This window comes from Bradyrhizobium sp. BWA-3-5 (genome assembly GCF_032917985.1).
Classification (GTDB): Bacteria; Pseudomonadota; Alphaproteobacteria; order Rhizobiales; family Xanthobacteraceae; genus Bradyrhizobium.
Genome location: NZ_CP136626.1, coordinates 4,452,088 through 4,469,054, shown reverse-complemented (window position 1 = coordinate 4,469,054; position 16,967 = coordinate 4,452,088). Strand labels below are relative to the sequence as shown.

The 16,967-nt window shown below is 63.5% G+C and carries 19 protein-coding genes; 7 read left to right on the top strand and 12 right to left on the bottom strand.

Annotated features, from left to right (window positions below):
• Positions 1 to 142 precede the first annotated feature (142 nt).
• From radA to RX331_RS21720, 5 genes are all read right to left on the bottom strand, one after another.
• On the bottom strand, positions 143 to 1,600 hold the full coding sequence (gene radA / locus RX331_RS21740; protein WP_317251956.1) for a DNA repair protein RadA: 1,458 nt from the start codon (positions 1,598 to 1,600) through the stop codon (positions 143 to 145).
• An 81-nt stretch (positions 1,601 to 1,681) separates the two neighbouring features.
• The gene (locus tag RX331_RS21735; RefSeq protein ID WP_317251955.1) at positions 1,682 to 3,097 is read right to left on the bottom strand and encodes an adenylate/guanylate cyclase domain-containing protein; all 1,416 of its coding nucleotides are present in this window, start codon (positions 3,095 to 3,097) and stop codon (positions 1,682 to 1,684) included.
• A gap of 193 nt (positions 3,098 to 3,290) precedes the next feature.
• Positions 3,291 to 3,704, bottom strand: coding sequence for a hypothetical protein (locus RX331_RS21730; protein WP_317251954.1), 414 nt, complete (start codon positions 3,702 to 3,704; stop codon positions 3,291 to 3,293).
• Between the two features lie 71 nt (positions 3,705 to 3,775).
• Entirely contained in the window at positions 3,776 to 4,672 is an 897-nt protein-coding gene (locus RX331_RS21725) for a prohibitin family protein (RefSeq protein ID WP_317251953.1), read from the bottom strand.
• Between the two features lie 133 nt (positions 4,673 to 4,805).
• Positions 4,806 to 5,528, bottom strand: a complete 723-nt coding sequence (locus RX331_RS21720; protein ID WP_317251952.1) for a sulfite exporter TauE/SafE family protein — start codon at positions 5,526 to 5,528, stop codon at positions 4,806 to 4,808.
• A gap of 88 nt (positions 5,529 to 5,616) precedes the next feature.
• Between RX331_RS21720 and RX331_RS21715 the strand changes: the two genes are divergently transcribed.
• Both RX331_RS21715 and RX331_RS21710 read left to right on the top strand, forming a co-directional pair.
• The gene (locus tag RX331_RS21715; RefSeq protein ID WP_317251951.1) at positions 5,617 to 5,985 is read left to right on the top strand and encodes a GFA family protein; all 369 of its coding nucleotides are present in this window, start codon (positions 5,617 to 5,619) and stop codon (positions 5,983 to 5,985) included.
• 97 nt (positions 5,986 to 6,082) lie between these two features.
• Entirely contained in the window at positions 6,083 to 6,532 is a 450-nt protein-coding gene (locus tag RX331_RS21710; protein ID WP_283028151.1) for a cupin domain-containing protein, read from the top strand.
• Positions 6,533 to 6,594: 62 nt separating this feature from the next.
• Here RX331_RS21710 and RX331_RS21705 read toward each other — a convergent pair whose 3' ends face one another.
• Positions 6,595 to 7,365, bottom strand: a complete 771-nt coding sequence (locus RX331_RS21705; protein ID WP_317251950.1) for an exodeoxyribonuclease III — start codon at positions 7,363 to 7,365, stop codon at positions 6,595 to 6,597.
• Positions 7,366 to 7,413: 48 nt separating this feature from the next.
• On the opposite strand from RX331_RS21705, the gene RX331_RS21700 reads away from it, so the two are divergent.
• Positions 7,414 to 7,635 carry a cysteine rich repeat-containing protein gene (locus tag RX331_RS21700; protein WP_317251949.1) on the top strand — a complete coding sequence of 74 codons (222 nt, stop codon included), beginning with the start codon at positions 7,414 to 7,416 and terminating at the stop codon, positions 7,633 to 7,635.
• Between the two features lie 35 nt (positions 7,636 to 7,670).
• On the opposite strand, the gene alr is transcribed toward RX331_RS21700, so the two are convergent.
• Together alr and RX331_RS21690 are read right to left on the bottom strand one after the other, a co-directional pair.
• Positions 7,671 to 8,903, bottom strand: a complete 1,233-nt coding sequence (gene alr, locus RX331_RS21695; RefSeq protein ID WP_317251948.1) for an alanine racemase — start codon at positions 8,901 to 8,903, stop codon at positions 7,671 to 7,673.
• 51 nt (positions 8,904 to 8,954) lie between these two features.
• A complete protein-coding gene (locus RX331_RS21690; protein WP_317251947.1) occupies positions 8,955 to 10,451 on the bottom strand; it encodes a replicative DNA helicase in 1,497 nt (498 codons plus the stop codon).
• Positions 10,452 to 10,944: 493 nt separating this feature from the next.
• Here RX331_RS21690 and RX331_RS21685 point away from each other — a divergent pair, with 493 nt between their 5' ends.
• Positions 10,945 to 11,247, top strand: a complete 303-nt coding sequence (locus RX331_RS21685) for a hypothetical protein (RefSeq protein ID WP_317251946.1) — start codon at positions 10,945 to 10,947, stop codon at positions 11,245 to 11,247.
• Positions 11,248 to 11,268: 21 nt separating this feature from the next.
• Here the strand turns inward: RX331_RS21685 and RX331_RS21680 are convergent, their stop codons facing one another.
• Positions 11,269 to 12,519, bottom strand: coding sequence for a cyclopropane-fatty-acyl-phospholipid synthase family protein (locus RX331_RS21680; RefSeq protein WP_317251945.1), 1,251 nt, complete (start codon positions 12,517 to 12,519; stop codon positions 11,269 to 11,271).
• 257 nt (positions 12,520 to 12,776) lie between these two features.
• On the opposite strand from RX331_RS21680, the gene RX331_RS21675 reads away from it, so the two are divergent.
• The 3 genes from RX331_RS21675 to RX331_RS21665 all read left to right on the top strand — a co-directional run bounded on the left by RX331_RS21675 (position 12,777) and on the right by RX331_RS21665 (position 14,933).
• Positions 12,777 to 13,766 (top strand): hypothetical protein, encoded by a 990-nt coding sequence (locus RX331_RS21675; RefSeq protein ID WP_317251944.1) that lies wholly within the window; start codon positions 12,777 to 12,779, stop codon positions 13,764 to 13,766.
• Positions 13,767 to 13,866: 100 nt separating this feature from the next.
• Positions 13,867 to 14,472 carry a TetR/AcrR family transcriptional regulator gene (locus tag RX331_RS21670; RefSeq protein ID WP_317251943.1) on the top strand — a complete coding sequence of 202 codons (606 nt, stop codon included), beginning with the start codon at positions 13,867 to 13,869 and terminating at the stop codon, positions 14,470 to 14,472.
• Positions 14,469 to 14,933: a PaaI family thioesterase gene (locus RX331_RS21665; protein ID WP_317251942.1), complete on the top strand. Its 465-nt coding sequence runs from the start codon at positions 14,469 to 14,471 to the stop codon at positions 14,931 to 14,933. Before RX331_RS21670 ends, RX331_RS21665 begins: the two co-directional genes overlap by 4 nt.
• 46 nt (positions 14,934 to 14,979) lie before the next feature.
• On the opposite strand, the gene rplI is transcribed toward RX331_RS21665, so the two are convergent.
• The 3 genes from rplI to rpsR form a co-directional block, all read right to left on the bottom strand.
• Positions 14,980 to 15,579, bottom strand: coding sequence for a 50S ribosomal protein L9 (gene rplI, locus RX331_RS21660; RefSeq protein WP_317251941.1), 600 nt, complete (start codon positions 15,577 to 15,579; stop codon positions 14,980 to 14,982).
• A gap of 48 nt (positions 15,580 to 15,627) precedes the next feature.
• Positions 15,628 to 16,599 (bottom strand): hypothetical protein, encoded by a 972-nt coding sequence (locus RX331_RS21655; protein WP_317251940.1) that lies wholly within the window; start codon positions 16,597 to 16,599, stop codon positions 15,628 to 15,630.
• A gap of 123 nt (positions 16,600 to 16,722) precedes the next feature.
• Positions 16,723 to 16,962 carry a 30S ribosomal protein S18 gene (gene rpsR, locus RX331_RS21650; protein ID WP_011441353.1) on the bottom strand — a complete coding sequence of 80 codons (240 nt, stop codon included), beginning with the start codon at positions 16,960 to 16,962 and terminating at the stop codon, positions 16,723 to 16,725.
• Positions 16,963 to 16,967 lie beyond the last annotated feature (5 nt).

Genomic DNA, 16,967 nt, shown 5'->3' with positions numbered 1-16,967 from the left:
AATCCTTTAGGAACGAATCGGCGGAATTAGGTCACCCCAAGTGAGGGGCAGATGGCCCATCCCGCAAGGCCGGATATCGCGCCATCCCGCCCGCCATTCGCGCGGGTTGTATAGCGGCGAGGGCCGGGCGCGTCACGCCGCTTTAGCTGTTTTCACGACGGAATCGCGCCGGTGTGGCATTTTTCTCCGCCACACCCTCGCGATTGTTATCCCGGTTGGCTCTGGGGCTGCCGCGGGCTGCGACTTCGGCAACCAGGCTGGTCAGCCCGCCGACAGCGTTCAGCACGAGGCCACCATCGCCGCCGACCTCGCCCCGGGCCGATTCGGGCAGAACGGCGCGGCCAAAGCCGAGTTTGGCGGCCTCTTTCAGTCGCGCCGAGGTCTGTGCCACCGGTCGGACCGCGCCCGAAAGCGAAATTTCGCCGAAATAAACCGCATCCGTCGGTAACGGTGCGTTCACCAAGGATGAAACCAGAGCGGCGGCAGCGGCAAGGTCCGCCGCAGGCTCCTGGATGCGCAGGCCGCCCGCGACGTTCAGATAGACGTCGTAGCCGGATAATTTGACCCCGCAATGGGCCTCCAGCACCGCCAGCACCATCGAAAGCCGGCTTGGATCCCAGCCCACCACGGCCCGGCGCGGGGTGCCCAGCGTCGTCGGCGCCACCAGCGCCTGCAATTCCACCAAGACGGGGCGGGTGCCCTCGATGCCGGCAAACACTGCCGTGCCGGGGCTACCGAGGTCGCGTTCAGAAAGGAACAATTCGGAAGGGTTGGAAACCTCGCGCAGACCGAGGCCGGTCATCTCGAACACGCCGATCTCGTCGGTCGGCCCGAAACGATTCTTCATCGCGCGCAAGATGCGGAAATGCTGCGAGCCTTCGCCTTCGAACGAGAGCACCGCGTCGACCATGTGCTCGACCACGCGAGGTCCCGCGATCTGGCCGTCCTTGGTGACGTGGCCGACCAGAATGATCGCGGCGCCGGTCTTCTTGGCGAATCGAATGAGCGCCTGCGCGGAGGCGCGGACCTGCGTCACCGTTCCCGGCGCCGATTCCACCGTATCGGTCCACATGGTCTGGATCGAATCGATCACGATCAGGCGCGGCACCGCGCCCTCGGACAGCGTCGAGACGATGTCCTCGACCGAGGTTTCGGAGGCGAGCTGCACTGGCGCATCGGCGAGGCCCAGCCGCTCGGCGCGCAGCCGCACCTGCGCCACCGCCTCTTCGCCCGAAATATAGACCGCGCGATGCCCGGCGCGCGCCAAAAGGCTGGTGGCTTGCGTCAGCAGCGTCGACTTGCCGATGCCGGGATCGCCGCCGACCAAGAGCACCGAGCCGCGCACAAAGCCGCCGCCGGTGACGCGGTCAAGCTCGGCCATGCCGGATGACAGGCGAGGGGCGTCGTTGCTTTTGCCGGTCAGCGACTCCAGCGCAAACGTCCGGCCCCGGCGCTTCGAACGGATCGACACCGGCACGTTGCCGCCCGTGTCCTCCTCGGCCAGCGTGTTCCACTCGCCGCAGGACTCGCACTTGCCCTGCCAGCGGTTATACGCCGCGCCGCAGTTCTGGCAGACGAAGGAGATGGTGGATTTGGCCATGATAGGGAAATAGCAGACTCGGTGAACGGGCGGCACTGTCTAGCACGGAAAGACGCCATGTGGCGCGGTGCGCCGGTGTCGTCAAGCACGCGTCAGATCATCAGGAACAACGCTTGCACACGTCCATATGCCTACCGGCTGCTCAAGCCCACGAATGCTCTGTGCCGGCTGCTCGACCAGCGATGCGAAGTCGGCGGTCGATTGGCTGGTTTCGCTGCGGGCCTGCTGCACCAGCGCGTCGCTGACGACGATGGCGCAGCCGAATTCGCGGGTCAGCGCTTCGAGCCGGCTCGCGGCATTGACGGTGGTGCCGATCACGGCGAATTCGAGCCGGTTGAGGCCGATATCGCCGAGCACGACCTGCCCGTAATGCAAGCCGACGCTGACCTGGATCGGCGGCTGGTTGCGAGTGATCCGTTCCCTGTTCAGCTCGGCGATCGAGGCGATCATGCCCCGCGCGCAGCGGAGCGCGTTCAGCGCATCGGAATCGCCCGCGAATGGCGTGCCGAACGTCGCCATCAGGCCGTCGCCGAGATATTTGTCGAGCGTTCCGCCGTGCTGGAACACCTCGCGCTCCATTCGCTCATGGAATTGTCGCAGCGTATCAATGACCTCATTCGGGTCTCGTCCATCGGTGTAGGCGGTGAAACCGACGATATCGGCAAACAGCACTGCAACGTCCTGCGTGCGAACGCGCGTCAGCGGTTCGTCATTCCCCGACAATTCGTTGACGACGTTGGGGGAGAAGTAACGCGCGAGATTGGCCCGTTCGCGCTCAAGGCCGGCGTGGCTGACCAGCAGCGCATTCGAACGGCGCACGGCGAGCGCCAGGATCCCGGCCACGATGACGAACACGGTGACCTGCTGGAAGCGGGCGCCGAATCCGATCGAGGAGGGATCGAGGATCTCGAACATGCGGATGTCGGCACCGATCGCTTCCTTGACGCGCGCCGACAACGCTGCGTGGCGTTCGGGCTGCAGGTAGGCCCAGCCGACGGCGATGGCCCACAGGGTCGCAGTCCACCCGCCGATCGCGACGACCGTTCGCCACGAATAGGCCAGGGTGGCGGTGGCAAGGAAAATGAAGAAATAGAGGAAGCTGTCGAAGCGGAACTGCATGCCGATCGGCCAGTCAAAATTGCCCCACGGATTGGGAACGACGCTGAGGAAGGTCAGCAGCGCAAGATCGCAGATGATCAGGAAGACCTCGAGCGGTGAACGGCCGACCTTGCCGACCTTGAGCTGCGCCCAGCCGATCAGGGCAAAGAAGCCGAGCATCAGGACGTAGTAGATCACGTCCCAGTTCGGATTCATGATCGGCAGGGTCGCGGCAGTGATCGCCAGTGCGACCCAGCGGGCGCGGACGGCAAGCAGCAGGCCTTCGCGCTTGCTGTCGACAAGGGCTGCTTCCGCGAATTTCAGGGTGTCCTGCCGGGCCTCGGTACGTCCTGTACGCTGGTCGCCCAGATAGGAGACATCGGCCGTTTCTGCCGCCATGCTCAAAACACGTACTCCCCAGTCGAGAATCAGCCCATGCAACCTGCATGGTACCGTCGATCAGGATGCCACGTCTGAGATCATGCGGCCACCGATCGACCGCGTCATATCCGATAAAGACTGCGCGAGTTAGGCCGTCGGGCATCATTGTCTGGACGGAACTGGCCCGAGGGCCAGTACGGACCCGCAATGATCAACGCTTGGGAAGGCCGTTCTTGCGCTTGCACAACAAATAGGGCTTGCCGTCGATCTTGATCGTGTCCTTTGGCCCGGGCGACAGCTTGATCACCACCTTCCGTCCGTTCGCGCCCTTATTGTAATCGTCCCAGAATTCGAAGCAGGTCGTCGACAGGACCAGCCCGTCGCCAGACAGCGTCGTGCGATTGACCCGGCAATGATTTTCGTAACTGTCGACGAGCGGCGCCGGCTTGCCCTTGATGACGTTGTCGAGGTCGATGAAGGTCTTGCTGTCAGGCCCATCCTTGTCGCGGCAATCCTTTTTGCTGGTCGCCCATAATCCATCGAATGCAGGCGCGGCATGCGGGGACGTTTGCACGGCAAGAACGGCAAGGAAGCTCGCGAGCGCGATGGTGTGGACTTTCGGCATGATCAGTCTCTGGCATCGACACGTCATGGCGGCGTCCGCGGTCCGGGCGCCGCTACTTTTGCGACGTGGCTCTATTTCACCGATACGAACGGCACGGCCGAGCCCGGCACCATCGTGGTCGGCAGCACGCCGTTCCAGCGTTCAGCCTGCACCAGCGTGACGAGGTTCGGGTTGGTGCCGAGCGCCTTGGCGCGGGCTTCGATGGCGGCGGCCTCGGCCTCGCCGGTGATCCTGATATTGGTGGCGCGGGCTTCGCCGTTGAGCCGCAGCGCGTCGGCCGCGGCCTGGGCCTCGGCGCGGACGGCGTTGGCCTTGGCGGTCGCCTGGGTGACGGTGATCTGCGCCTGCACCTTCTCGCGCTCGGCGTTCTGCTGCAGCTTCTGCACCTCGACCTCGGCCAGCATGCGCTGCTCGATCGAGTGCAGATAGTTGGCGGAGAATTCGATGTTTTCGAGCTGGACGCTCTCGATCATGATCATCGGATCGTCCTTCAGCGACGCCGTGATGGCGTCCTTGATCGCGGAGTTGAGCGCGCCACGCTCCTGGATCGCCTTCACGGCCGTGTAGCGGCCGAACACGATCTTGACCTGCTGGTTCACGGCCGGGCTGACCACCTGCTTGACCGCGGTGTCGAGCCCGCCGAACTTCGCATAGAGATCGGCCACCTTCTCCGGCGAAGCGCGCAGGGTGACGCTGATCTTGAGGTCGGCGGGCTGCTGATCGAAGGAATAGGAGTTCATCTTGTCCCAGGTATAGGTGAGCGTCTTGACGCTAACCTTCTCGACGCTGTCCATCAGCGGCAGCTTGAAGCCGAGACCCGGCTGCGCGGTGCCGATGACCGCGCCGTAACGCAGCCTCACGCCGCGTTCGGTCTGATCGACGGTGTACCAGCTTCCCGCTGCGATGATGGCAATGACAATGACGGCGATGACAGCGCCGATTATTCCGCCGCTGATTCCCTTGGGCATTTCGGTCTCTCCGAACGTGGGTGATGCGAATCCAAGCCCGGCATTGATCTATGGTGACCTGCGGACTCGATGTGACACGCGTCACTTGGTCGGCCATTGCAGGCGGATGGTTCAGGCCGCTGGTCCGGTTTCCTTACGAAAAAGCCGTCCACAACAGGGCGAGACCCGCGGCCAGCATGATGCCGTCCATCAAGAGCCGGAAGACGTCAGGCTTGAGCCGCAGCACAAAGCCTTTAGCGATGAAGGCGCCGAACATCAGGGAAGAGCCGGCTATCAGGCCCTTCAGCGCGATATCTGGCGTCAACGCGCCAAAGCGCTCGAACGTGACCGATTTGCTTAAGTAAAGCCCGAGCGAGCTTGCCGCCTCGGTGGCGAGGAAAGCGCCTTTGGTCAACCCGTAAAACAGAAACAGCGGCACGCTGAGCGGACCGGTCGAAACCACGATGCCGGTGAGATAGCCGATGATCGCGCCACCGACTGCAAGATGCCAGAGCTTCGCTTTGAGCTGATGCCGCGCGAGCCAGTGCCGGACCGGCACCATCGCGATCAGAAACAGGCCGATCGCGATATCGACGGCATGCGAGGGCAGCGCCAACAGCGTGCGGGCGCCAATGGCTGCGGCCGGAATGCCCGTGGCGGAATAAGCCAGGCAGGCGCGCCAGTCGACCTCGCGCCACCAGGCGAGAATGCGCGACAGGTTAGCCATCACGGCGGCAACCGCCATGATCGGAACGGCTTCCTTCGGCCCGTATTGATAGATCAATACCGGCATCAGCATGATCGACGATCCCGTGCCGACGATGCCCGAGATGGTGCCGGCGATGAGGCCGACAATGAGGACGAAAAGGAAGCCCACCCTAAAATCTCGCGATTCCTGATGCTGACATCATGGTGTCAGCAGGGGCAGGTTACGAGTCCGGATATCAGAGCGAAAGGAGGCGATCGTGCCAATCAAGGGGAGCTGCCATTGCGGCCAGACGCAATTCGAGGTGAGCGAGGCGCCGGCCGACGTGACGCGCTGCACGTGCTCGCTGTGTTCCAAGCGCGGTGCCTTGTGGGCTTATTACAAGCCGGCACAATTTCGCCTGACCTCGCCGCCGGAAAATGTCGCGACCTATCTGTGGGGCAGCCGGACCGTCAAGCATCATTTCTGCGCCAGTTGCGGCTGCGGCACCTATTCCGAATCGCCTGATTGGTCGACAGGCAAGCCGGACTTCGACAATCCCAAGGTCGGCATCAATGCGCGGCTGTTCGACGATTTCGATCTCGACGCTGTGCCGGTGACGGTGATCGACGGCAAGAATTTGTGGTGAGGGGCGTTTACGCCTCCCGCAACGCACACCGGCCGTCTGGTGGCGATAGGCAGAGCTGCTAGGATCGCGTCCAAACAATCAGAACGGAGGATCGCCAATGGACGCCGTGACGCCAGCAAAGGCGCAGACTGCAGAGACGCATTCCCATCTGGTTCGCCCCGCCAGCATGGAATGGCAGAAGACGCGGTTCCCAGGCTGTGAAGCCAAGACGCTGTTGTTCGATCGCAAGACCGGCCTGATGACGGCATTGATGCGGTTCGCACCGGGCGCCGTGCTACCCGACCATGAGCACGTCAACATCGAGCAGACCTACGTGCTCGAAGGCTCCCTCGTCGACAAGGAAGGTCCGGCGCAGGGCATCGAGTGCAAGGCCGGCGAGTTCATCTGGCGCGAGGAGGGCAGCCGTCACGTCGCCTGGTGCCCGGAAGGCGGGCTGATGCTGGCGATCTTCCAGGTGCCGAACAAGTTCTTCGAGGCCGACGGCCGCGTCATCGACGCCGCCGGCGAGGATTGGGATGCGGCCTGGGGCCACACGCGTAAGGGCTGACGGCAGCCAGGCCTACTGTGCATGGGGTTGTTTTCGCGTAATCCGCGCCCTGTGTTGTACTGCTAGCGCAGCACGATCCACGCCGGCGCATGGTCGCTGGCGCCTTCTTCGCCGCGCACCTTGCGATCGATACCGGCCTTGACAAGGCGCGGCGCGACCGCTGGGCTCAGCAGCAGATGATCGAGCCGTAGTCCGGCATCGCGTGGCCAGCGGTTGCGCTTGTAGTCCCAGAACGTGAACATCGGTTTTTCCGGATGCAGGGTGCGGATCGCATCGGTCCAGCCCTGGTCTACCAGTGCCTTGAACGCCGCACGGCTTTTCGGCTGGATCAGCGCGTCCTTGTCCCAGGACTTTGTCGGATAGATATCGGTGGCGGTCGGCGCAACGTTGTAGTCGCCGGCCAGCACCACCGGAATATCCTGCTTGAGCAGTTTTGCGGCATGCGATCGCAGCCGCCTGAACCAGTCGAGCTTGTAATCGAATTTCGGCCCGGGCTGCGGGTTGCCGTTTGGCAGATAGAGGCTGGTGACGAGGATGCCGTTGACGGCGGCCTCGATGTAGCGCGCTTCGTTGTCGTCGCGATCGCCGGGCAGGGCGGTTCGGGTCAGCACCGGCTCGGCGTTGCGCGCGAGGATGGCGACGCCGTTCCAGCTCTTCTGTCCGCGCCACACCGCGCCATAGCCGGCTTTTTCGAGAGCTGAAGCCGGGAATTCGGCATCGGTCGATTTCAGTTCCTGCAAGGCAACGACGTCAGGCTTGGCCGCGCGCAGCCAGCGCAACAGGTTCGGCAGGCGTCGGTTGACATTATTAATGTTGAAGGTCGCGATCTTCATGTAGAGCTAGCCGACATCACTGTGCGTCGCCTGACATCTGGAGATTCCATGTCGAAACTACATGCCGCCTTTCTCGTGCTCGCCATCGGATGCTCCGGATCCGCCTTTGCTCAAAGCGGCGATGGGCGCGGCGCCTGCAAGGCGGACTATGACAAATATTGCGCCGGTACGCTGCCCGGCGGCGGCCGTGTCGTCGCATGCCTGAACAAGCAGCAGAACCAGCTCAGCGATGCCTGCAAGAAAGTATTGGCCGGTCGGAAGAAGCAGTGAGATAGCTGCCGCGAGGCGACACGGCGAAACGCAGATCAGGTCGAAGCTGCGGCGGGCTCCGCCGAAGGCAGAGCAGCGGGGGCCGTAGCATTGCCGCCCTTGTAGACCCGGGCGTAACGTCGGCCGAGGCTGGTCATCACCTCGTAGCCGATGGTGCCGTAATGGTGCGCGAGTTCGTCGACCGTGATGCCTTCGCCGATCAGTGTCACCATGTGGCCGCGCCGTACCGCGTTCTTCTCGAGATCGGTGATATCGACCGCCATCAGGTCCATCGAAATCCGTCCCGCGACCGGGCAGCGCTTGCCGGCAACCACCACTTCGGCGCCGCGGGTGCCATCATTGGCGCTGGCGGCGCGGAAATAGCCATCGGCATATCCGGCGGCGACGATTGCCAGGCGGGTCGGGCGCCGTGCGGTCCAGGTCCCCCCATAGCCGACGGTCTCGCCGCGCTCGACGTTGCGGATCTGCACGATGCGGGCCTTCAATTCCACGACCGGCTGCATCGGATTGTCGGCTTCGGGTGTCGGGTTGATACCGTAGAGCGCGCAGCCCGGCCGCACCAGGTCGAACTGGAATTGGGGGCCCAAGAAAATGCCGGACGAATTCGCCAGCGAAGCCGGCACGCCGGAGAAGACGCTCGCGATCTCGCGGAAGGCGTTGAGCTGCCGGGCGTTGGCCGGATTGTTGAGGAGTTCGGCCGAGGCGAGATGGCTCATCACCAGCGTGATGCCGTGATCGCCGGCATTGATGCGCGGGATGATGCCTTGGGCCTCGGTCACGGTCAGCCCGAGCCGGTTCATGCCGGTATCGATGTGAATGGCCGCGCCGCCGGACCAGCCGGAGCGGCGGCAGAACACGTCCCATTCGGCGAGCTCGTTGAGGTCGCCGAGGACAGGCTTGCAGTCGATCTCGGCATAGGCGGGGCCGCTGTTCTGGAAGAAGCCGCCGAGCACGTAGAGGGCCGTCCCCGGCACTGCTGCGCGGACGACGCGGGCTTCATCGAGCGTCGCGACGAAGAAGGTCTTGCAGCCGGCACCGGCGAGGGCGCGCGCAACCTGCGCGGCGCCGCAGCCATAGGCATCCGCCTTGACCACACCGGCGCATTCGGCCGGCACCGCCGTCTTCTCGAGCTTGCGCCAATTGGCGACGATGGCGTCGAGATCGACTGTCAGCACGCCGGTTGCGGTCGCAAGGGCTGCAGCCTGGTTCGCTCCGGGCGAGAGCAGGGTGCCTTGCGGCATGGACTTAGGATCGGGAGCGACGTTCATGCCACCGTTTTACGCGGCGGAACGCCGCGGTTCAACTGCGCTGAAAGCCGATCACGGCACGCGGTAGGGCAGATTGTCCTCTTCGATGAAATCGCTGAACCGGGTGTATTGCCCTTCGAATTGCAGCGGGACGGTGCCCGTTGGCCCGTGGCGCTGCTTGGCAATGATGACCTCGGCCTTGCCGTGGGCGAGCTCCATGTCGAGCTTCCACTTCTCGTGCTCAGGGGTGCCGGGCTTGGGTTCCTTGTTCTGCAGATAATATTCCTCGCGATAGACGAACAGCACGACGTCCGCGTCCTGTTCGATCGAGCCCGATTCACGCAGGTCCGACAATTGCGGATGCTTGTCGTCGCGATTCTCGACCTGGCGCGAGAGCTGCGACAGGGCGATGATCGGAACGTTGAGCTCCTTGGCGAGCGCCTTCAGGCTGGTGGTGATTTCCGTGACTTCCTGGACGCGGTTGTCGGTGCCGCGCTTGCCTGACCCCTGAAGCAACTGGATATAGTCGACGACGATGACGTCGAGACCCCGCTGCCGCTTTAGCCGCCGGGCGCGCGCCGTCAATTGCGAGATCGAAAGGCCGCCGGTCTCGTCGACATATAGCGGCAAGTGCTCCAGCTCGATCGTGTAGTCGCGGATCTTGTCGAATTCTTCCTGTTTGATGCCGCCGCGGCGGATCATGCTCGAGGCGATGCGGGTTTGCTCGGCAAGAATACGCGTGGCGAGCTGCTCGGCCGACATTTCGCAGGAGTAGAAGCCGACAACGCCGCCGTTGACGGCTGTCGTGGTGCCGTCCGCCTTGGTTTCAGGCTGGTATGCCCTGGCAATGTTGTAGGCGATATTGGTTGCCAGCGAGGTTTTGCCCATGCCGGGACGACCGGCCAGGATGATCAAGTCGGACCGCTGCAGGCCGCCCATCTTCGAGTCCAGATCACGCAGGCCGGTGGAGATGCCGGACAGCTTGCCGTCGCGTTGGTAGGCATTGGCCGCCATGTCGAGAGCGATTTTCATCGCCTGCGAAAAGCGCTGGAAGCCGCCTTCGTAGCGGCCGGACTCGGCAAGCTCGTAGAGCTGGCGCTCGGCATCCTCGATCTGGGTGCGCGGGGTGAAGTCAACCGGCGCGTCGAAGGCGACGTTGACCATGTCCTCGCCGATCCGGATCAGGTCGCGGCGCAGCGACATGTCGTAGACCGTGCGGCCGTAGTCCTGCGCGTTGATGATCGTGGTGGCCTCGGCGGCGAGGCGTGCGAGGTATTGGCCGACCGTCATGCCGCCGATGTCGGTATCGGCCGGCAGGAAGGTCTTCAAAGTCACGGGGGTCGCGACCTTGCCCATCCGGATCAGGCTGCCGGCGGTTTCGAAGATGGTCTGGTGGATCGGCTCGAAGAAGTGCTTCGCTTCCAGGAAGTCGGAGACCCGGTAGAACGCGTCATTGTTGACCAGAATGGCGCCCAGCAGGCTCTGTTCCGCTTCGATATTGTGGGGGGCGCTCCGGTACACCGGAGTTCCCGCGTCGGGAGCGAGCTTAAGAACGTTCGAATCAGCCATGGGTTGGATTATGCTTCAGATTTTTGGCGCTGTCGGGATTCCGGAAAGTAACGATTGCCGGAAGCGGGCGGCGATAAAGCGCCACTCGCGCGCGCGGTGAAAGTGGGAAGGTTTCTTATGCACGATTCACACATGCGAGGTGTGATGAATCCCGGCCAGTGCACGTTCCGCCTTGACGGGTTGCGGCGGAAACCGGGCGGCCCGCGGCGCTTTCCCGGAAAATGTCAGGCAAAATGTTAGGGAAGCCTGAACCTTACCTCAACGTGGACAGACCTATCCAATGGCGCGGGGTGTTTTCGAGCCTCGCCCTTAAGCGTTGATCAAACCACTATCAGGTAGATGAACGAAAACACGGTGGCGGCGATCCCGGTTGCGATCAAGGCGTAATCGATCCGGATGTCGGAATCGAACGGGGCTGGGTAGGTCGGTTGGCTCATGTCCGCAAAACTACGGCGGACCGGTAAGGCCTTCTGTGAAGTAGATCACATCGGGTGTGATTTTCTTCGCCGCAGAATGGGTTTGGTTACGAGATCGGGAACGGCCTGGCGATCTTCGAGTTGCCAGTAGCAACGGACCGGAAGGACAGGCGATGGGTCAGCAAGTTCAGGGATGGCGATCGGCAAGCGGTCAGCGTTCGTGGCTGCTGAAGCTGATCGAGACCATGGAACAGATTTCCCGTCCGGAACGGCGTGCCGTGCCCTGTGATGCGCAGTTGCTTGCCACCGTGCGCGCCCAGCTTGCCCGTCCGGCGCTGGCGCGTTCGCCTTATGCATCGAATTACAGCCTGCGAAACTGACGCGCAGGTCGTGACGCCGGCTTATTCGCCCGCCAATTGCAGCTGTGGCCGTCTTCCGAGTTCCACCCAACGCAACCTTGCCTCTTCCCGCGTGATGTAATCGCGTGTCATCGGCGCGATTCCCTGGCGCTTGGTGAGCTGGATCTGGAAATTCATCAGGTTCTGCTTGCGGAACGACATTTCCGACGCCGCCAGATAGAATTCCCACATCCGGGCAAAGCGCTCGTCATAAAGGCGCACGGCCTCCTCGCGCCGCGCCATGAAACGGTCGCGCCAGGACTTCAGCGTTTCCGCGTAGTGCAGGCGCAGGATCTCGATGTCGCAGACCAGAAGGCCTGCCTTCTCGATCGCAGGAACGACCTCGGAAAGGGCGGGGATATAGCCGCCCGGGAAGATGTATTTGGTGATCCACGGACTCGTCACGTCGGGCCCGGTGGAGCGGCCGATCGAGTGCAGCAGCATGACGCCGTCGTCGGATAGCAGATCGGCGCAGCGCCGGAAAAAGGTCTCGTAGAAGTCGACCCCGACATGCTCGAACATGCCGACCGAGATGATGCGATCGAACGGGCCTTTGATATCGCGGTAATCGCTGAGCAGGAACCTGACCGACTGCGTCAGATTCCCCTCCGCGGCGCGGCTATTGGAGATCTGCAATTGCTCGGTCGAGAGCGTGATGCCGGTAACGTCGGCGCCAGTCATTTCGGCCAGATAAAGGCCGAGACCACCCCAGCCAGAGCCGATATCGAGCACGCGGTCGCCGCGCCGGATCAGGAGCTTGGCCGCCAGATGGCGCTTCTTGGCAAGCTGGGCATCGTCGAGCGTCGCATCCGGCGTTTCGAAATAGGCGCAGCTATATTGCTTGTCAGCGTCGAGGAAGAGGGAATAGAGCCGCCCGTCAAGGTCGTAGTGGTGGGCGACGTTGTTCTTCGCCCGGCCGCGCCAGTTGAATTGCCTGAAGTGCCTTACGAAATACCGCAGCCACCATTGCAGCTTGGCCCAGTGCGGCACCATTTCGGGCTGGTCGAGTACGATTGCCAGCACATCCGCGATGGTGCCGTTTTCGACGATGAATGTGCCGTCCATAAAGGCTTCGCCGAGCGCCAGTTCCGGATTGAGGAGAATGCGGCGCTGGGTCCGTTCGGTCATGAACCGCGCCGCCACCGCAGGGCCGGTTCCATCTCCGCAGGTAAATCTTGTCCCCCTCGCGGTCGTAAACGTTATCGCACCGCGACGAATGAATTGGCTTAAGAAATAACGCAACAGCCGGTCCATCGAGACACCAATGGAGCGATACCCTTATACCTACGCATCCCGGAACGGTTGGTTCCATGGATGGATCAAATTATCATAAGTACGATGATGCCTTGACGCTAGGGTGTTGGACTCAAAGTGGATATTCTCAAATGTCACACTCACGCAGATGCGTAATAAGCGCGCTTCCATTCGCGTCATAATCGGCTAAAAGGTGACCCCGCCGTCGTGACCTCATGGGCTGCGGGCAGCGATTCCACCTCTGGAGAATGCAGGGAATGTTGAGCCGAGCGCTCAGTTTAGCGACGGTGACGCTCCTGGTCGGCTGCCTCACAGCAGGCGTGGCGCGGGCCGAAAATCTCGACGCCGGCAAGAGCCCGTCCCAGATATTCTCGAGCACTTGCAGCGCCTGCCACAAGAGCCCGCGGGGGCTGTTGAAGAACACGCCGGCCTCATCGCTGCCGGGCTTTCTGCGCCAGCACTATACGACGGGCTCCGATATGGCCTCGGTGCTCTCGTCCTACCTGATCTCCAATGGTGCCGCCGATCCCAAATATCAGAGCAAGGATCAGGCGAAGAAAGACGCCAGGCAGAAGGATGCCAAGCAGGATGCGAGGCCGGACCAGCCTGGGCGGTTTGGCCGCCGGCAGCAGCCGGCGCCCGCCAAGGAAGCTTCCCGGCCGGATGCCGAGCCTACGCCGCAAGTCGAGGGGGGACGCCGGGGCCGCGATCGCGTGGCACGGCCGCGAGCGACGCCCGAGGCCGCCAATCCGCCCGACGGCCAGGCCCCGCCGGTGCGGGCCGCCACCGACAGCAAATCTGACGTCAAGCAGAAGCGGGGCCGACGCGCCAAGCCGGCCACCGTTGAAGAGCCGCCGAAATCCGACGCGGAAGAGCCGATCCGCATCGAGAGCCCAAAAGAAGATGTCTCGCGGGACGTGATCAAGCCTGAAACCTCCGCGGTCGATCCGGGCAAGACTGACGCGATCAAGCGCGACGCAGACAAGCCGGACAGCGAGGCGACTAATAAGCCCGCCGTCGATTCGGACCGACCATCCCGTGACGTCAAATCCGATAGCACCAAGGTAGACCCTTCCTCCAGGGAAGGCGTCGGCAACGACCCGGCGCCGCCAGCGGCTGCCACTGCGCCTGAGCCGGACGCGAACTCCGCAGCGCCGTCACCCGCATCGCCCTCGTCGGTGGAGGCTACGGCGCCCGCTTCGCCGCCTGCGTCCTCCGGCCCGCCGGCTCCGCCTATTTCCCGCTAGTACTTCTACATCCGACCGCCATCCGCCGGCGCGACGTCGCTTGACCAATTCTAGAGTGCTGCTCTAGAGTAATAATCCATCGACATTGGAGGCGGCGCGGGTGACGACGGCACGCGAGGATCTGCTGGCGGCGGGATTGGCGGTCTTTGATCGCGACGGTTTCGACGGCGCCACGGTGGCTGCGATTCGCAGCCGCGCCCGGGCGTCCAACGGCAGCTTCTTCCACTTCTTCGGTTCGAAGAAGGAACTGGCCGGCACGCTGTTCCTGGAAATTCTCGCCCGTTACCACGCCGCCATCATCGCGGCGGTCGATGGCTCCTGCGGCGCGCGGGAAGGGGTCGGTCGCCTGATCCGCGCCCACCTGCAATGGGTCGTGAACTCTCGGCGCGAGGCGCGCTATCTGTTCGAAATTTCCCGCAGCGAATGGACCGAAGATGTCCGCGGCGCGCAGCGCGCCCAGAATTCGCGGCTTGCGGAAGCCGTGGAGCGATGGCGCGCGCCGCTGGTTACGCGCGGCGAATTGCTGCCGATGACGTCACCCGTCTTCTTCAGCCAGATCATCGGGCCGGCACAGATTTTCTGCCGCGCCTTTCTGTCGGGCCGCGACCGCTCCGATCCCAGAGAGCAATCCGATATCCTGATCGCCTGCGCCATCCGCGCGGTGGTTGCGCCAGATGCGATCCAAAAACCGGGAGAGACCGCATGAATGCGAATGCCGACCCAGACTTCGCGCGGATCGCCACGCACATCCGTAACAATGTCGGCCGCCAGGGGTTTATGAATCATGTCGGGGCGGAACTGTCCGAGATAACACGGGGTACCTGCACGCTTGCGGTCGACCGCCGGCCCGAGCTGCTGCAGCAGCATGGCCTATTCCACGGCGGTGTCACGGCTTTCCTGGTCGACAATGCCACCACGATCGCGGCCGCGACCTCGCGTGGCCAGCCGGCACTGACCGCGGAATACAAACTGAACCTGCTGTCGCCGGCGGTCGGCGAACGCCTGATCTGCCGGGCGCGCGTGATCAAGCTCGGACGTCAGGTCGCCGTGGTCGCAGCCGACGTGTTCTGCGTCACCGATGGCGTCGAGAAGCACACCGCGACTGCGCTCGCCTCGATCGCCATGCTCGACGAGAAGGCAGCCGCCAGAATCTCAAGCCCGGCCTGAGGAGCCGGGCTTGAAGCAATCATTGTGCGTTTGAGCGAGACGCGCGTTACTTCTCGGTAGCGGCGGGCGCCGGGGCCTCTTCGTCGTGCTGGGCTTCCGGGTCGAAGAACTCGCCGGCGGCCGCGAGCGCCTCGGCGGCCGCATCCTGGTCTTCCTGACGGGTCGAGATGTCCTCGCCGCGGTTGATGCGATCGGCTTCATCGGCGCTGCGCGCCACCGTGACGCTGACGGCGACTTCGACCTCGGGGTGGACGGCGATGTTGATCTCGTGCTTGCCGATGGTCTTGATCGGCGCGTCGAGCAGCACCTGGCTGCGGCTGATGGTGACGCCGTCGGCCTCGAATGAGGCGATGATGTCGCGCACGCTGACCGAGCCGAACAACTGGCCGGATTCCGAGGCCTGACGCAGCACGATCACGTTGCGGCCGTTGATCTTCTCCGCGACCTTTTCCGCTTCGCCCTTGGCCTTGAGGTTGTTGGCCTCGAGCTCGGCCTTCATGCCGTCGAACTTGGCGCGGTTGTCGGCGGTAGCGCGCAGCGCCTTGCCGCGCTTGAGCAGAAAGTTGCGGGCATAGCCGTCGCGGACGCGGACGACTTCGCCCATCTGACCGAGCTTGGCGACGCGTTCGAGCAAGATGACTTCCATTTTCGTTCTCCTTTGATGTTCGTATTCGATCGGGTGGACGTTGCAGTTTCAGGATGCGGGCAGGGGTGGAGGTTTGCCGCGCAGGTAGCGTGGGCGAAGCCCGAAGATGGCGTCCGCAAGCCCAAGCGCGATCATCGCGAGCACGGGCCAGCCGAACGCGACGACGATCGCGTAGGTGCAGCAGAGCCAGAAGATGCGGCTCTTGAGCGCCAGCGTCAGCGTGTGCAGCACGGCAAAGCCGGTGAGGCCATAGGCCATCATCAGCGCGGTGGCCACGATCTGCGAGAACATCGCGGCAAGCCCGCCGATGAAACAGAAGGCCAGGGCAACCGACAGCGCCACCAGCGTCATCGGCGGCAGTTCCGCGCTTCTGAGATCAGGCCAGGGACGCTTCAGCCGGCCCGACGTTGCCGTGATTTTTCCGGCAAGCCAGAGATTGAGCGTCAGCGTCATCATCGCGACGATCGTCGCAGCCGCCGGCGCGATGATGGCGAGCGCGGTGACCCAGCGCTCGATGTCCTGCGACGGCGTGGTCCCGCGCGGCGCCAGAATTCGCGTGAGGCCGCGGCGCAATACGCCCGTGATGGCTTCGACGTCGCCGCCAAGCGTCAGCATGGCGGCGATCGTGGTCAGGGCGGCAAAGCCGGCAATCCATAGCAGGATGCGGCCGACCGGATACCATTCGAGCTGAATAGCGGCAGGCGCCGAACCGTCTTCGGAAGCTACGACTGGCAGCGGCCGTCCGAGCAAAGCGAGGTGGCCGAGCCACCACGCGGGCACCGCCACGGTGATCGCAAAGGCGATGCAATAGGGCAGGCCGAATATCAAGCCGAGGCCGCAGGCCGCCGCGATGCCGCCGATCGTTGCCGCAAGCGGCCCCCATCCGAGGGCTGCCACCATCAGCGGCAGCGGCGCCAGATAGAACAGCAGCAGTGAGATCAGCGCGCCCGAAATGATCGAGGCGAACATCAGCGCCGACGCTGCGCCGGCCGCAAGACCAATGAGGACAATCGCGATCATCAGCTGTCCCGCCCCTTTCGAGCGGTTAGAGGCCCACTTGGGCCCCAACCATCGGCGACCGGACGATCCGGAAGCCTTATGAATATGAAGGTCCGCGGCGCGAACGCCGCGGACCGGGGAGTCTTAGCGAATGACGTAGGGCAGCAGGCCGAGGAAACGGGCGCGCTTGATGGCGCGCGCGAGTTCGCGCTGCTTCTTGGCGGAAACGGCGGTGATGCGGCTCGGCACGATCTTGCCGCGCTCCGAGACGTAACGCATCAGCAGCTTGGAATCCTTGTAGTCGATCTTCGGCGCATTCGGACCCGTGAACGGGCAGGTCTTGCGACGACGGAAAAACGGACGGCGTGCACCAGCTTCAGCCATTGTTC

Bases quoted from the DNA above. Each gene is read 5' to 3' on its own strand.
- radA (WP_317251956.1), bottom strand. From the start codon at position 1,600: ATGGCCAAATCCACCATCTCCTTCGTCTGCCAGAACTGCGGCGCGGCG.
- RX331_RS21735 (WP_317251955.1), bottom strand. From the start codon at position 3,097: ATGGCGGCAGAAACGGCCGATGTCTCCTATCTGGGCGACCAGCGTACA.
- RX331_RS21730 (WP_317251954.1), bottom strand. From the start codon at position 3,704: ATGCCGAAAGTCCACACCATCGCGCTCGCGAGCTTCCTTGCCGTTCTT.
- RX331_RS21725 (WP_317251953.1), bottom strand. From the start codon at position 4,672: ATGCCCAAGGGAATCAGCGGCGGAATAATCGGCGCTGTCATCGCCGTC.
- RX331_RS21710 (WP_283028151.1), top strand. From the start codon at position 6,083: ATGGACGCCGTGACGCCAGCAAAGGCGCAGACTGCAGAGACGCATTCC.
- RX331_RS21705 (WP_317251950.1), bottom strand. From the start codon at position 7,365: ATGAAGATCGCGACCTTCAACATTAATAATGTCAACCGACGCCTGCCG.
- RX331_RS21700 (WP_317251949.1), top strand. From the start codon at position 7,414: ATGTCGAAACTACATGCCGCCTTTCTCGTGCTCGCCATCGGATGCTCC.
- alr (WP_317251948.1), bottom strand. From the start codon at position 8,903: ATGAACGTCGCTCCCGATCCTAAGTCCATGCCGCAAGGCACCCTGCTC.
- RX331_RS21690 (WP_317251947.1), bottom strand. From the start codon at position 10,451: ATGGCTGATTCGAACGTTCTTAAGCTCGCTCCCGACGCGGGAACTCCG.
- RX331_RS21680 (WP_317251945.1), bottom strand. From the start codon at position 12,519: ATGGACCGGCTGTTGCGTTATTTCTTAAGCCAATTCATTCGTCGCGGT.
- RX331_RS21675 (WP_317251944.1), top strand. From the start codon at position 12,777: ATGTTGAGCCGAGCGCTCAGTTTAGCGACGGTGACGCTCCTGGTCGGC.
- RX331_RS21665 (WP_317251942.1), top strand. From the start codon at position 14,469: ATGAATGCGAATGCCGACCCAGACTTCGCGCGGATCGCCACGCACATC.
- rplI (WP_317251941.1), bottom strand. From the start codon at position 15,579: ATGGAAGTCATCTTGCTCGAACGCGTCGCCAAGCTCGGTCAGATGGGC.
- RX331_RS21655 (WP_317251940.1), bottom strand. From the start codon at position 16,599: ATGATCGCGATTGTCCTCATTGGTCTTGCGGCCGGCGCAGCGTCGGCG.
- rpsR (WP_011441353.1), bottom strand. From the start codon at position 16,962: ATGGCTGAAGCTGGTGCACGCCGTCCGTTTTTCCGTCGTCGCAAGACC.